Annotated in this window: 11 protein-coding genes; 4 read left to right on the top strand and 7 right to left on the bottom strand. The window is 73.2% G+C overall.

Going from position 1 to position 14,381, the window contains the following annotated elements; translation table 11 throughout:
- Nucleotides 1–37: 37 nt before the first annotated feature.
- The 4 genes from WMF26_RS29520 to WMF26_RS29505 are packed head-to-tail and all read right to left on the bottom strand — an operon-like array spanning nt 38 to nt 6,858.
- Complete coding sequence (locus tag WMF26_RS29520) at nt 38–1,678, bottom strand: amino acid permease (RefSeq protein WP_437995408.1); 1,641 nt, start codon at nt 1,676–1,678, stop codon at nt 38–40.
- Complete coding sequence (uca, locus tag WMF26_RS29515) at nt 1,671–5,345, bottom strand: urea carboxylase (protein WP_437995407.1); 3,675 nt, start codon at nt 5,343–5,345, stop codon at nt 1,671–1,673. The genes WMF26_RS29520 and uca overlap by 8 nt, the downstream gene beginning before the upstream one ends.
- Nucleotides 5,342–6,013, bottom strand: a complete 672-nt coding sequence (locus WMF26_RS29510) for an urea amidolyase associated protein UAAP2 (protein WP_437995406.1) — start codon at nt 6,011–6,013, stop codon at nt 5,342–5,344. The genes uca and WMF26_RS29510 overlap by 4 nt, the downstream gene beginning before the upstream one ends.
- Nucleotides 6,010–6,858, bottom strand: coding sequence for an urea amidolyase associated protein UAAP1 (locus WMF26_RS29505; RefSeq protein ID WP_437995405.1), 849 nt, complete (start codon nt 6,856–6,858; stop codon nt 6,010–6,012). Before WMF26_RS29505 ends, WMF26_RS29510 begins: the two co-directional genes overlap by 4 nt.
- Before the next feature lie 385 nt (nt 6,859–7,243).
- Here WMF26_RS29505 and WMF26_RS29500 point away from each other — a divergent pair, with 385 nt between their 5' ends.
- Both WMF26_RS29500 and WMF26_RS29495 read left to right on the top strand, forming a co-directional pair.
- Nucleotides 7,244–7,942 (top strand): TetR/AcrR family transcriptional regulator, encoded by a 699-nt coding sequence (locus WMF26_RS29500; RefSeq protein ID WP_437995404.1) that lies wholly within the window; start codon nt 7,244–7,246, stop codon nt 7,940–7,942.
- Nucleotides 7,943–8,039: 97 nt separating this feature from the next.
- Nucleotides 8,040–8,603 carry an antibiotic biosynthesis monooxygenase family protein gene (locus WMF26_RS29495; RefSeq protein ID WP_437995403.1) on the top strand — a complete coding sequence of 188 codons (564 nt, stop codon included), beginning with the start codon at nt 8,040–8,042 and terminating at the stop codon, nt 8,601–8,603.
- A gap of 150 nt (nt 8,604–8,753) precedes the next feature.
- Here WMF26_RS29495 and WMF26_RS29490 read toward each other — a convergent pair whose 3' ends face one another.
- Nucleotides 8,754–9,218 carry a cupin domain-containing protein gene (locus tag WMF26_RS29490; protein ID WP_437995402.1) on the bottom strand — a complete coding sequence of 155 codons (465 nt, stop codon included), beginning with the start codon at nt 9,216–9,218 and terminating at the stop codon, nt 8,754–8,756.
- Between WMF26_RS29490 and WMF26_RS29485 the strand changes: the two genes are divergently transcribed.
- Nucleotides 9,172–9,987: a TetR/AcrR family transcriptional regulator gene (locus tag WMF26_RS29485; RefSeq protein WP_437995401.1), complete on the top strand. Its 816-nt coding sequence runs from the start codon at nt 9,172–9,174 to the stop codon at nt 9,985–9,987. The two genes, WMF26_RS29490 and WMF26_RS29485, sit on opposite strands and share 47 nt — an antisense overlap.
- A gap of 85 nt (nt 9,988–10,072) precedes the next feature.
- Here WMF26_RS29485 and WMF26_RS29480 read toward each other — a convergent pair whose 3' ends face one another.
- Both WMF26_RS29480 and WMF26_RS29475 read right to left on the bottom strand, forming a co-directional pair.
- A complete protein-coding gene (locus WMF26_RS29480) occupies nt 10,073–10,912 on the bottom strand; it encodes an inositol oxygenase family protein (protein WP_437995400.1) in 840 nt (279 codons plus the stop codon).
- An 87-nt stretch (nt 10,913–10,999) separates the two neighbouring features.
- A complete protein-coding gene (locus WMF26_RS29475) occupies nt 11,000–11,818 on the bottom strand; it encodes an aminoglycoside N(3)-acetyltransferase (protein ID WP_437995399.1) in 819 nt (272 codons plus the stop codon).
- 263 nt (nt 11,819–12,081) lie between these two features.
- Here WMF26_RS29475 and WMF26_RS29470 point away from each other — a divergent pair, with 263 nt between their 5' ends.
- A complete protein-coding gene (locus WMF26_RS29470) occupies nt 12,082–14,376 on the top strand; it encodes a 5'-nucleotidase C-terminal domain-containing protein (RefSeq protein WP_437995398.1) in 2,295 nt (764 codons plus the stop codon).
- Nucleotides 14,377–14,381: the final 5 nt, after the last annotated feature.

Here is a 14,381-nt window from a genome sequence, read left to right as displayed (position 1 = left end):
CCAGGACCGCGCGACCTCGCCGCCGGAACAGCCCGCCTCAGGAGATCAGCGACGCCGAGCTCTCCCGCGGCGGGCTGACGGCGACCCGCTCTCCGCTCGGCCTCTGCGTCGCCGCGAACACCGCGAGCCCCACCGCGATCGTGCCGGCGACCCCGATCACCGGGAAGTACTCCATCCACGTCGACTCGCCGTCCCGCCGCGGCCACGCGATGTTCGCGATGAGCGCGACCCCCCACGCGACGGCCGCGACGTTCAGCGCCAGCCCGGCGCGCCCGAGGGAGAACACCCCCGACGGGGCCCCGGAGCTGCCCGGCCACCCGCGCAGCCGGCGGAGGAGCATCCCCGCCGTCACGAGCAGGTACGAGAGGTTCACGAGCAGCACGGCCGTCTCCGTGATGAGCACGAACAGCTGCGCCTCGCCATAGTTCACGACGAGCATGCCGCACGCGAGCGCGCCGACCGCGATCGCCGGAGCGACGGGCGTCTTCGTGCGCGACGACACGCGCGCGAGCGCCGGCGCGCACGGCAGCGCCCCGTCCCGCGCCATCGAGAACGCGAGGCGGGAGGCGCCGGTCTGGATGGCCAGCGTGCAGACGCATACCGCCAGCGCCACGTCGACAAGGAACACCTTGCCCAGCGTCGGGCCGAGGGCGCTGACGACCACGTAGGCCAGGCCCTCGGTCGCGAGGCGGCCGTCGGTCAGGCTCGGCGCCGCCATCAGCGCCGCGAGCAGGAGCAGTGCGCCGCCCACCCCGGAGGCCACGACGGCTTTCAGGATCGCCCGCGGGATGATCCGCCGCGGGCTCTGCGTCTCCTCGGCCAGCGATCCGGCCGAATCGAAGCCGTAGAGCACGTACGCCGGCATGAGCGCTGCCGCGAGCAGGCCCGCCGCCCCCGTGCCGAGCGGCGGCGACGGCCCGTAGATCGGCTCGAGCACCACCGCCGGACCCCGCACCGCGTGCAGGAACAGCGCCCCGATCAGCAGCACGACGCCGCCGAGCTCCGCCATCACGCCGACGTCGTTGACCCAGGCCATCGCCCGCACCCCGGCCATGTTGATCGCCGTCGTCAGCGCGACGAGCCCCGCGCCGAGCAGCACGGCGTTCGCCGCGCCGTCGCGCGACGTGAGCGACGGATCGCCGCCGAGGAGCTGGAACCCGCCCCAGACGCTCGGCAAGATCGCCTGCAGCGCGATGGCCGCCGCGGCGACGCTCACGACGTCGCCGACGAGCTTCAGCCAGCCCGCGAGCCACCCCGGAGCGCCGGGCGACACGCGGCGCCCCCACTGGTAGACCGAGCCGGCCACCGGGTAATGCGAGCCCACCTCGGCGAGGTTGAGCGCGACCGCGAGCTGGCCGAGGAAGACCACCGGCCACGTCCAGAAGAACCGCGTCCCGCCGAAGGCGTAGCCGATCACGAAGAGCTGGAAGACGGTCGTGAGGATCGAGACGTAGGAGAAGCCCGCCGCGAAGGCCGACAGGCTCCCCAGGTCGCGCCGCAGCTCCTGGCGGTAGCCCAGGCGCGCGAGGTCGTCGGCGTCGCTGCTGCCTTGCGCCGGGTTGCCCGCGCCGAGGGCGCCGTATGCTGCCGAGCCCGCGCCGAGCGCGCCTTGCGCGGCGGTGCCCGCGCCGGCCGCGCCGCGGTGGTCCGGCGTCCCTGTCGAGATCGGATCACGCATGGGCCGACACCCCCACGAGCGGCTGGCCCGCGCTGACCATCTGGCCCGGGCGGCAGCCGATCCAGTCGACCGCGCCGGCCACGTCGGCCACCACGGCGAACTCCATCTTCATCGCCTCGAGCACGGCCACGCGCTGGCCCGCCTCGACGCGCTGCCCCGGCGCCACGTCCACCTTCCACACGCACGCGGTGAGCGGCGCCGTCACCGGCAGCATCCCGGCCGGCAGCGCGTCCTCGTCGGCCGACGAGGCGCCCTCGAGCCGGGCACCCGCGCGGCGCACGCGGTCGAACTCGCCGTCCGCCTCCCAGCGGCCGCGCTCGGCGTCGAACGCCGCCCGCTGCCGCGCCCGGGCCGCGCGGATGCTGTCGGCGTTGTCGTCGAGGAAGCGGTGGTGCTCGCCCAGGTCGAACGTCGCCTCCTCGATGCGCACCTCGCCGCGCCCGGCCACCATGTCGGCGCGGAGCTCGAGCAGCTCCTCCGGCGACACGAGGTGGAAGCGGAGCTGGTCGAAGAACCGCAGGAGCCACGGCCGCTCGCGCGTCGTCTGCCGGAACGGCCGGTGGCGGCTCCAGACCGGCACCGTGCGGCCGAGGAACTGGTACCCGCCCGGCCCCTCCATGCCGTAGATGCACAGGTACGCGCCGCCGATGCCGACCGCGTTCTCGGGCGTCCACGTGCGCGCCGGGTTGTACTTGGTCGTGACCATCCGGTGCCGCGGGTCGATCGGCGTCGCGACCGGCGCGCCGAGGTACACGTCGCCGAGGCCGAGCACGAGGTAGCTCGCCGCGAGGAAGAGCTCCTGGACCGCCGCGATGTCCGGCAGCCCGTTGACCCGGCGGATGAACTCCAGGTTGCTCGGGCACCACGGCGCGTCGTCGCGGACCGTGCGCATGTAGCGCTCGATCGCCTCGCGCGTCGCCGGGTCGTCCCAGCTGAGCGGCATGTGGACGACGCGGCTCGGGATCCGGACCTCCTCCGGGGCGGGCAGGTCGGCCTCGGCCTCGCGGAGCAGGTCGAGGGCCTTGGCCACGGTGAGCCGCGCGCCGTCGACGTGCACCTGGAGCGAGCGGATCCCGGGCGTCAGGTCGACCACGCCGGGCACGCGCATCTCCTCGAGCCGCGTCATGAGCAGGTGCGCGCGCACGCGCAGGTCGATGTCGAGCACCGGCGGCCCGAACTCGACGAGCACGTAGCGGTCGCCGCTCTGGCGGAAGACGACCGCGGGCCGGCCGTCGCGCGCCGGCACGCGGCCGAGCACCGGCTCGCCGCGCCTGCGCCGTGCGCCGCTCGATCCCGCGGCGGCCGCGCCGTTCGTCGCGCGCGCCGCGGCGCCGTTCGCCGCGAGCCCGCGACGCGTCACGAGCTCGTCGCTCCGCCGCGCCAGCGCGTCGGCCTCCGCGGGCAGGATCGACCGGAACCGCACCTTGTCCCCGGCGCTCAGCTGGCCGAGCTTCCACCGCTCGGCCGCGGCGACGGCGAGCGGACACACGAACCCGCCCAGGCTCGGGCCGTCGGGGCCGAGGATGACGGGCATGTCGCCGGTGAGGTCGACCGCGCCGATCGCGTACGCGTTGTCGTGCAGGTTCGAGGGGTGCAGCCCCGCCTCGCCGCCGTCGGTGCGCGCCCACGCCGGCGCGGGCCCGACGAGGCGGACGCCGGTGCGGGCCGAGTGGTAGTGCACCTCCCACTCGGCCGCGTAGAGCTGCTCGATCCCCTCGTCCGTGAGGAAGTCCGGCGCCCCGTGCGGCCCGTCGAGCACGGCGAGCTCCCAGGACCTGCCGATCTCCGGCCGGGCCTCGGCCGGCAGCGCGCCGGGGGCGAGCGCCGGGTCGACCTCCTCGCCGAGGCGCAGCACGTCGCCCGGGCGGAGCGGCCTGCCCGCGTGGCCGCCGAAGCCGCCGAGCGTGAACGTGGCGCGGCTGCCGAGGTGCGCCGGCACGTCGATGCCGCCGCGGATGAGCAGGTAGGCGCGCGCGCCCGGCCCCCGCACCGGCCCGCACGCCACGGTGGCGCCCGGCGCGACCTCGACCGGCGTCCACGGCGCCACCTCGGCCCCGTCGACGAGCACGCGCATCGCGGCGCCCGCGACGCACAGGACCGCGCGCCGGTGGAACACCAGCGTGGGCCCGTGCACCTCGCACTCGAGCCCCGCGGCGCCGGCCGGGTTGCCCACGACGCGGTTGCCGAGGCGGAACGACAGGTCGTCCATCGGCCCGCTCGGCGGCACGCCGACCGACCACAGGCCGAGCCGCCCGGGCCAGTCCTGCACGGTCACCGCGCCCGGCGCCGCGGTCACCTCGACCGCCTCGGGGCGGAACGGCAACGACGCGAACGTGCCGGTGTGGTGCCGGACCCCGCGGAAGTCGGGGTGATCGAGCGCGGCCGCGACCCACTCGCGGTTCGTCTCGATCCCGCCGAGCCGGGTCTCCCCGACGGCGGCGCGCAGCGCCGCGACCGCCGCGGCCCGGTCCGCGCCGCGCACGAGCAGCTTGGCCAGGAGCGGATCGTAGAGCGCAGAGACCTCGGTGCCCGTCTCGACCCACCCGTCGACCCGCACGCCGGCGCCCTCGGGGTAGCTCACCTCGGTGAGCAGCCCCGCGCTCGGCAAGAACCCCCGCGCCGGGTCCTCGGCGTAGAGCCGCGCCTCGATCGCGTGGCCGGAGAGCGGCGGATCGCCGCCCTCGAAGAACGCCGTGTCGCCGGCGGCGATGCGCAGCATCCACGCCACGAGATCGATGCCGGTGCAGAGCTCGGTCACGCCGTGCTCGACCTGGAGACGCGTGTTGACCTCGAGGAAGTAGTGCTCCGCGCGGGCGGGATCGACGAGGAACTCGACGGTGCCCACGTTCCGGTAGGCGACCTTCGCGGCGAGCGCGCGGGCCGACTCCGCGAGCGCCGAGCGCAGCCGGGGCGGCAGGTCGGGCGCGGGCGCCTCCTCGAGGACCTTCTGGTTGCGGCGCTGCACCGAGCAGTCGCGGTCGCCGAGGACGAGGACGTTGCCGCGGCCGTCGCCGGCGATCTGGACCTCCACGTGCCGGGGCGCCGTCAGGAAGCGCTCGAGGAACACGTCGCCCGAGCCGAAGTTGGCGCGGGCGAGGCGCTGGACCCGCTCGAACGCGGCGGGGAGCTCCGCCGGCGCGTCGCACCGGGCCATCCCGATGCCGCCGCCGCCCGCGCTCGCCTTGAGCAGCACGGGGTAGCCGATGGCCGCGGCCTCGGCGGCGGCGTGGTCCGCGTCCCGGAGCACGCCGGTGCCCGGCAAGAGCGGCACGCCCGCCTCGATCGCGAGCTCCCGCGCCCGGTGCTTGCTCCCGAACGCCTCCATCTGGGCGGGCGTCGGCCCGATGAAGACGATGCCCGCCTTCTCCACCGCGCGGGCGAAGTCCTCGGATTCGCTGAGGAATCCGTAGCCCGGGTGGATCGCGTCGGCGCCCGCGCGGCGGGCGGCGTCGACGACGGCGTCGATGCGCAGGTAGCTCTCGGCGGGCGTCTGGCCGCCGAGGCGGACGGCGTGGTCGGCGAGGCGTACGTGGAGCGCGGCGCGGTCGGCGTCGGAGAAGACGGCGACCGACGCGATCCCGAGGCGCCGGAGGGTGCGGAGGATGCGGCACGCGATCTCGCCGCGGTTGCCGACGAGGACGCGGCGGAAGGGCGGGGGGGCGCTCATGGCCGCACCACCGCCATGCGGATCGGGGTCGGGTTGAAGCCGTTGCAGGGGTTGTTGATCTGCGGGCAGTTCGAGACGAGGAGCAGCAGGTCGAGCTCGGCGCGGAGGTCGACGTGCTTGCCGGGCGCGGACAGGCCGTCGACGATGCCGAGGGTGCCGTCGGCCTCGACGGGCACGTTCATGAACCAGTTGACGTTGCCGACGAGGTCGCGCTTGCCGAGGCCGTACGGCGCGGCGGCCATGAGGAAGTTCTCGACGCAGGCGTGCTGGTGCTTCGTGTGGTGGCCGTAGCGGACGGTGTTCGACTCGCACGAGCAGGCGCCGCCGGAGGTGTCGTGCCGGCCGCAGCTGTCGTCGGTGATGGTCATCATCACGCGGCCGCGGTTCGAGCGGAGCTTCGCGCCGGTGGTGAGGAAGATGTTGCGCTGGGCGACGATGGTGTCGGCGGCGCTGTAGCGCTCGGCGGTGTCGGCGAGGACGTAGGCGAGGAAGTCGACGGCCTGGTTGCCCTCGAGGTCGATGACGCGGAGGATCTCGCCGGCGCGGACGATCTTCGCCCACGGCGCGCGGGCCGGGACGATCTCGTCGGAGAGGAGGGCGCCGGGCAGGCCGGCGAGGGCGGGGTCGCGCAGGGCGGCGACCGGCTTTCCGGGGGCGGCGGGGCTCATCGCGCGCCTCCTGCCCGGAGGGCGACCGCGAGCTCCTCGGCGGTGTTCTCGAAGGCGCGGCGCGCCTCGGGGGTGGCGTTGCGCACGGGGTCGTCGTCCGGGGCGGGGCGGCCGCGCCAGGCGGTGAGGCGGACCTTGCCGGCGCGGTAGGCCGGGCGCGGGTCGAGGCGGTGCGGCACGGCGGCGACGCTGACGAGGACGTCCTGCTCGGCGCGGAGGAGCACGTGGGCGCCCGGCCGGGACGCGTCGGGGAGGAGGGTGATGGCGCCGTCGGCCTCGATGCGGACGCCCTTGAAGAGGTTGATGGGCGTGGGGAGGTCGCGCTCGGCGAGGCCGTGCTTGGCGAGGGCGAGGAGGAGCCGCTCGCGGCCGGAGCGGAGGGCGCCGCCGTGGGCGTCGCTGCCGTAGCGGGAGGCGATCTCGCCCGGGAGCGAGGTGCCGCAGAAGGTGTCGTGGCGGCCGGCGGTGTCCTCGAGGAGGGAGGCGAGGGCGCGCCCCATGTCGGAGAGGAGCAGGTAGCCGGGGCCTGGATAGGCCTGCCACTGGAGCTTTACGGTGTCGGCGAGGCAGAGCCGCTCGATGGGGCGGTCCGCGCGGTGGAGCATGAGGGCGACGCAGGTGTCGCCCTCGACGTCGACGATCCGGAGCCGGCTGCCGACGGGGAGCGTGCGCGCCGCGTAGCCGCCGGCGCCGAGGGTCTCGTCCCAGAGGACGTCGCGCGCTTCCACGCCCGGGGGCGGGTCGCCGATCGACGTGCTCGGCACGGTGGGTTGCGTCTCGACGACGCTGCCTTCCTGGGCGCGCGCGTGCGCGCGCGCGGCATACGTTGTGGCCGTTTCAGACATCGCCCGCCTCACTTTCGATAGAGAATCGAAACTACGGGTCGACTATCCGGGGGCGGGGTTTCCGGCCTGTTTCGCGGGGGTAAAATGCAGGGTGCGGGCGATTTTTCCCGGTGGCGGCGCGGGGGGACCTCGCGGCCCCAACCTGGGTGCGCGGCCTCAACCTGGGTGCGCGGCCCCAACCTGGGTGCGCGCGGCCTCAACCTGGGTGCGCGGTCCCAACCTGGGTGCGCGGCGGGAGAGCGGCTGGCGCAGGGACGCGAGCGCGGATAGATCAGCGCGACGGCCACCCCGGGAGACGATGAAGACGGAGATTCCCCCTGCTCAGAGCGCCGAAGGAAGGCAGAGCGCCGAAGGCAGTCAGAAGGCCGAAGGGAGCCCGCGCCGCATGGGCCGGCCGCGCAAGGCGCCGCAGCGCAGCGAGCTCGCGCCGCGCGAGCAGATCCTGGAGGTGGCGGGCCGGCTCTTCGCCGAACGCGGGGTCGTCGACGTGTCGATGCTCGAGATCGCGCAGGCGGCGGGGCTCCGGCAGTCGTCGCTGTACTACTGGTTCCGGCGCAAGGAGCTGATCGTCGCGGAGATCTTGCAGCAGGTGAACCGCCTGCCGCTCTCGTACGCGCGCAGGCTCGAGGCGAGCGGCGGCGCCGCCGACGTGCAGCTCTGGCGCTTCGTGCGGTTCGACGTGGAGACGGTGTGCGGCTTCCCGCTGGAGATCACGGAGATCCACCGCTTCAGCGAGCGGGATCCGGAGGCGTTCGCGACCTACTGGGCCGAGCGGCGCGCGCTGACCGACGCCGTGGCGGCGATGATCGGGCGCGGGGTGGGGGAGGGGACGTTCCGCGAGGTGGACGCCTACCTGTGCGCGCTGACGGTGCTGGCGCAGGACGAGAGCGTGCAGAACTGGTACCGCCCCGGGGGGGCCGGGCGCATCCACCCGCTCGTCGCCGGCGACCCTGCCGCGCTCGGGTACCGGCCGGAGCAGATCGCGGAGCTGGTCGCGGACCAGATGGTCGGGGGGCTCCTGGCGCGGCCGTCGCGGCTCGCGGCGCTGCGGCGGACGGCGGTCGCGGCCGACGGGGAGGGGTAGCGGGATAGCCCTCCTTCCAGAACACGGCCACCACCCCGGGCGCTGCGTGCCCATCGGAGATCGCCCGGTCGCGACGGTCTCGTGCATACTCGGCCCCATGACCGCCCCCGCTCGACCGCAATACGCCTCGGGCCGCGCCCCTCTCGCGCTGGCCGCGCTGCTCGCCGCATGCGCCGTGCTCGGCTGCGCGTCCACCATGGAGCAGACGCCGCCAGCCTCCCCGGATCCCGCCGTAGCGGCCGCCCCGGCGCAGCCCGCCGCAGCCCCCGCGGCGCCGCCCGCAGGCCCCGCGCCGCCCGCAGGCCCCGCGCCGCCCGCCGCCACGCCGGCGCCGTGCGCGGCGCGCGTCGCCCGCGTGTGGCACGGCCGCACGCCGAGCGACAAGGCCGAAGGATATACGGCCTATATCTCGAGCGCGCTCCCCAAGTTCCGCACCATCCCGGGGAACCTCGGCTATCAGCTGATGCGCGAGACCGTGGGCGCGGAGACGCACTTCATGGTGATCAGCTACTGGAGGTCGCGCGACGACATCCGCGCCTATGCCGGCGACGACATCCGCAAGACGCGCCACCTCCCGCGCGACGCCGAGTTCCTCATCGACCCCGAGCAGACCGTGGTGAACTACGATCTCCCGGTGATCGACCTCGACTGCCCGAGGTGAGCGGCCCCGGACACGACGGTGGGGCGGGGCGGAGGAGCGACGATCGATTCCCCACGGCGTCGCCGTGGGCGAAGAGCTCGGCGCCGTGGCTCCCGTCCCGCCCGTAGCCGTGGCGGCGCCTGCCATCCGATGTGCCGGCCAGCGAATCGCTCAACGTCGGCGGGCGCCTGCCTCCACGTCGCTCCAGACGGCGTTGCCGTCGCTCGGCGTCACGAAGAGCACGCACACATCGTCGGCGATGTGCCCCGAGTGCGCCGCGCCGCGCGGGATCAGCAGCGCTTGACCCGGACCGACCTCGGTCACCTCCGTCGTGCCGTCAGGCAGGTTGACCGTGAACGTCGCGCGCCCGCGGAGGATCACGAGGAGCTCGTCGCCGCCGTCGTGCCGCTCCCAGGAGCCGTCGGTGCTGCCCGCCGCCTTCGTCACGACACCGACCATGCAGGGGCCGCTGGCCGCGTACGACCCGAGGATGCGCGGCGCGCCTGGATGCGTCAGAGGGTCGATGGCGCCGGCGAACTCGAAGGCGATCACGCCGCGCTTCGGCGCGCCGCCGCCGGCGTGAGCGCCGGTGACCGGCGCGGCGGGGCCGTGGGTCTCTAGAGTCGTGGTCTTCATGATGAACGTTGCCTCCTGCGTGGGGTTGAGTCAGTCTACGAATGTTGATTCGTGTTCGCTATTCGCGTTGATGGAGGCGCGCGCTGCGATGGGCACACACGAGACAAACCCGCGTAAGACACCGCGTCAGACGCGGTCGCGGGCGACCGTCGACGCGATCGTCGAGGCGACGATTCGCGTTCTGCTCGCCCGTGGGTACGACGGGACGACGACGATCGCGGTGGCGGCGCGCGCCGGCGTCAGCGTCGGGTCGCTCTATCAGTATTTCCCGAACAAGGAGGCGCTGGTCGCGACGCTCGTCGAGCGGTACGCCGCCGCGATCGTGGCGCGCGTCGAGGGCGCGCTGGCCGACGCGGATCCGGCGGACCCGGAGGCGGCCGTGCGCGCCTTCGTGCGCGCCGGCCTCGATGCACAGCGGATCTCACCGGCGCTGCACAAGATCCTGATCGAGCAGGTGCCGCGCGTCGGCCGGCTCGCCGAGGCGGCGGAGACGAGCCGCAGGCTCGCGGTGTTGCTCGAACGCCACCTGGCGCCCCACCGCGCGCGCCTCGCGGTGCCCGACGTGCGGATCGCTGCGTTCGTGGTGGAGACCGCTCTCGAGGCGCTCGGGCACCGCGTGATCATCGAGGAACCTCATCTGATCGGCACGGCGCAGCTCGAGGCCGAGGCCACGACCCTGGCGCTCGCCTACCTCTTCGGGCCCCGCGCGCCGCGTCGGAGGTCGGGCGCCCTGGCGGCGACGCGACCCAGGTCGACACGGCCTGTCTGACCCGGCTGAAGGGCGCGGCCCAGGTCGGAGCCGCGCGCGATCCGACCCAGGTTGGGGGCGCGGCGGGGGGACCTCGACCGCCCCCTTACCAGCGGAGCTCGGCCGGCAAGAACTCTGCGATCAGGTCCTTGTAGAAGGGCTTCAGCCGCTCCACGTCCGGCGGGGCGTCGGCCTTCGAGTAGAGATCGTACGGGTTGAACCGCCGCACCCACGCCATCATCCGCCGATCTTGCTCGTTCATCAGGTGCCCGTACGCGCCCTCGCGGTGCGCCGCGTAGAACGAGTGATAGCGGATCATATAGAGCGCCTCGAGCGGCAGGTGGTCCTTCACCACATGATACAGATACTCGTCGTGCCCCCACGACATGTGCACCCGGGAGAGCCCCGCGCCCGCCTCGTAAATCCCGCACGGCGTCTGGTACGCCGGGCTCGCCATGTCCGGGTTCCGCGCGAACAGCTCGGGGAAGACGACCCGGTCCGAGTACGCGCAGCCCACCGGGAAGGTGTCGCCCACCACGGCCCACTGAGGCTCGCCCCACGTGCACAGGATCTTCCCCGCGTCGTGGATCAGCGCGGTCAGCACGAACCACCGCGGCTGCCCGTCTCGCCGCGCCGCCTCCGCGGACTGGAGCGCATGCGCGATCTGCGACAGCTCCGTGTCCGGATCGCTGTCGTCGACCAGCCGATCGAGCAGCTCGAGCGCTTCCCACATGCCCATCCGGCGCCGGTCCAGGCCGAGGTACTGCCGCTGTTTTTCCTGCACGAAGGCGAGGGTCTGCCCCTCGTGGTTCAGCCGGTAAAGCTCCTTCACGCTCGGCCGCACCTCGGCGCGGTAATCGCGGAACGCCGACGCTCCCTGCTCTCCCGCTGGTCCGCGCGCGGCGCTCCCCTCCACCCCCGACGCCTGCTCCCGCTGCTCGCCCATCGCTCCGGCCATAGCGTACCACCCCGTCCAGCGCCAGCGGCCTCATCACCAGGGCCGCGCAGCGCGCTGGCCCATGCATGAGCTCGCCTACCCGCGATTCCGCGGCAGCCACCCGACCGCGTAATCCACGAGCGGCCGCTGCGGCATCAGCAGGGCGGTGGCGGCGCCCGCGCGGCCGCGGCGCACGAGGCCGGTATCCCGGTCGAAATCGGCGCCGAGGCGGTCGAAATCGCCGCTGTCGGTCGCGACGTCGTCGAAGCTGACCCGCCTTCGCGCTCCGTCGACGAGGATGGGCGCGTGGCGCACCTCGATCCGTTTGCCCGGGAAGTCGGTGCGGTACTCGGCGAGGTGGATCGAGGTGTTGTTGCCGTGGCCGACGCCGAGCAGCAGCACCCAGCCGTCGAGATCGTAAATGCGGGCCAGCGGCGAGCCCTCGCCGAGGTCGTACGAGAGGCCGTGGTTCGCCGTGACCGCCTCGGCGTGCCGGCCCCAGGCGGCGAACGACGCGAGCGGGTGGGCGCTCCGCCGGACGCCGCGCTGCTTGCGGAACGCCTCGGGGATGGCGCCCATCTGCCGCGTCGGCGTCAGATCCGGATCGTAGGCCGGCATGGTCTCCCGGATCGTCTCCCACCACGCCTCGGGCACGGGCGGATCCTGCCAGAGCGCCGGATCGGACAGGCCTGCCGACTGCGTCGGCATCACCAGCGTGCCCTCCGGCGTCAAGGCCTCTTCCAGGGCCAGGATCACCGCGACCGGCCCGCCGCAGACCCAGCCGAGCTTGCTCAGCGACGAGTGGACCAGCAAGGTCATGCCGGGCCGAACGCCGAGGGCCGTGAGCTCCGCGACGAGCGATGGAACGGTGACGAGGGTTTCCGGGTGCGTCTTCAAGACCTGATGTTCGCTCATGCTGCGATCTCGGCCGCACCCACGCCCGCGATTCCGTCCCATACCGCAAGGACCGAGCGGGGGTGCGGCGCCGGGGTCATCCCAGAGGTGGTATCACGGGCGCGCCGAGCCGGTCCAGGCGAGCTCGCTGGTGGGACCCGTGGGGCGCATCGAGCCCTTGATCCGAGCGCGCAGCGATGCGACAACATTGCTACACACATCCAATGGAACTGTAACCGCGCGAAGAGGCATCCGCCGCAGCAGCGCTCGACGAGGAGCTCACGATGAAAGGTCGATTCGGACGGCATGCGGCGATTTCCTCGGTGATCCTGGCCATGAGCGCGCTCTTCGCCTCCGCGTGCGGGGATGACGAGGGCGGCCCGAGCGCGCCCTCCTCCAGCGCCTCGGGTTCGGGCGGCGCGGGGGGAGCGCCCGCGACCAGCGCCTCGGGTTCGGGCGGCGCGGGGGGAGCGCCCGCGACCAGCGCCTCGGGTTCGGGCGGCGCGGGGGGAGCACCCGAGACCCCGAGCGGGTCCACGGCCGAGCTCGCGCTGCTGGAGACCACCGATCTCCACAGCAACGTCCTCAGCTTCGACTACTTCAAGCTGGTCGCGGAGCCATCCATCGGCTTCGAGCGCACCGCGACGCTCATCCACCAGGCGCGGGCCGAGATCCCGAACCACCTCCTGATCGACAACGGCGACACCATCCAGGGCACCGTGCTCGCCGACTACCAGGCGCTGGTGGATCCGATCGCGTGCGGCGAGACGCTGGCCATCTACAAGGCCATGAACCACCTGCGGTTCGACGTCGCCGGGATCGGCAATCACGAGTTCAACTACGGCCTCCCGTTCCTCTCGCAGGTGACCCACACCCCGTTCGACGTCGAGGGGCTCGATCTCGCGGGCTCCGCGGCCTGCGCGGGCCCCGACTTCCCGCAGGTGAACTCCAACGTCTTCAGCCTCGAGACGAACGAGACGATCTTCCCGCCGTCCGTGCTCATCGCGAAGACCATCACGGCGACGGCGCCGGACGGCGGCACCATCGAGAGCACGCTCCACGTCGGCTTCATCGACATCACGCCGCCGACGATCATGAGCTGGGACAAGAAATGGCTCGACGGCAAGGTCTTCGCCAAGGGCGTGCAGGAGGTCGCGGCCCCGCTGATCGACGATCTCCGCGCGCGGGGGGCCGAGATCGTCGTCGCCATCGTCCACGGCGGCCTCGACGACGCGCCTTATGCGCCCACCCTCGAGAACCAGGCGTGGCACGTCGCCCATGTGCCCGGCGTCGACGCCATGCTCATGGGCCACTCGCACCAGATCTTCCCGAACGCGAGCAGCACCGTGCCCCAGTTCGACCTGCCGGAGGTCGACAAGGACGCGGGCACGGTCGCGGGCGTTCCCGCGGTCATGCCGGGCTTCTGGGGCCAGCACCTCGGCGTCATCAAGATGGGGCTCACCCACGACGGCGCGCGCTGGACGGTCGACACGGCGAAGACGGTCGTCGAGGCTCGGCCGATCTCCACGACCTGCCAGGGCGGGCTCCCCGCCGCGTGCGACGCGATGGAGCGCTGGCGCACGGGGGCGCCCTGCGCGTTCGCGACCCGCTGCGACGCGCAGCCGGACGCGACGAAGATCGTCGTCGAGGCCGACCCCGCCATCGCGTCGCTCCTGGAGGCCGAGCACCAGGCGACGGTCGCCTATGTCCAGACGCCCATCGGGACCACCGATTTCGAGATGTCGTCGATGTTCGCCGACGTGGGGGATGTCAGCGCCATCCAGATCGTCAACCAGGCTCAGGCGGACTACGTCGCGCGTTACATCAAGGAGAACCTGCCGGAGCTCGCGTCGCTCCCGGTGCTGTCGGTGAGCGCGCCGTTCAAGTCCGGCTTCCAGGGAGGCAACGATTACACCGATGTGCCGGCGGGGGGCATCGCGATCAACAACGCGGCCGATCTCTACCTCTACGCGAACACGATCCAGGCGGTGAAGGTGACCGGCGCGGACATCCTCGACTGGCTGGAGCGGGCGGCGACGCGCTTCAACCAGATCGACCCGAGCGAGACGGCCCCGCAGCCGCTCATCAACACCTCGATGCCCGGGTACAACTTCGATATGTTCACGGACGAGCGGATCTCGTACGAGATCGACGTCACGCAGCCGCTCCCGCCGGCGGGGATGAAGGCCAGCGGCCGCATCAAGAACCTGACGTGGAACGGGGAGCCGATGGATCCGGCCGCGGAGTTCATCGTGGCGACGAACAACTACCGCGCGAGCGGCGGCGGCGGGTTCCCCGGCCTCGACGGCTCGAAGACGATCTACGCCGCGCCGGACACGAACCGCGACGTGCTCATCGCCTACATCAAGGAGATCGAGGATCTCACGCGCGCCACGCACGGATCGGACCGCAGCTGGCGCTTCGCCAGGGTCTCGACCATGGGCCTCGTGACCTTCACCTCGGCCCAGAACGCGCTGCCGAAGGCGGAGGCCGCCGGGCTAGACAACATCTCGCTCGTGGAGCAGGACGACGGCAGCGGGAAGATGCTGTCGGTGTACGCGATCGACCTGAGCCGGTGACGATC

The sequence above is a fragment of the Sorangium sp. So ce185 genome (assembly GCF_051526825.1).
In the GTDB taxonomy this organism is placed as follows: domain Bacteria; phylum Myxococcota_A; class Polyangia; order Polyangiales; family Polyangiaceae; genus Sorangium; species Sorangium cellulosum_D.
The sequence above is the reverse complement of the archived record's forward strand: the minus strand, read 5'-3'. Positions and strand labels throughout refer to the sequence as shown.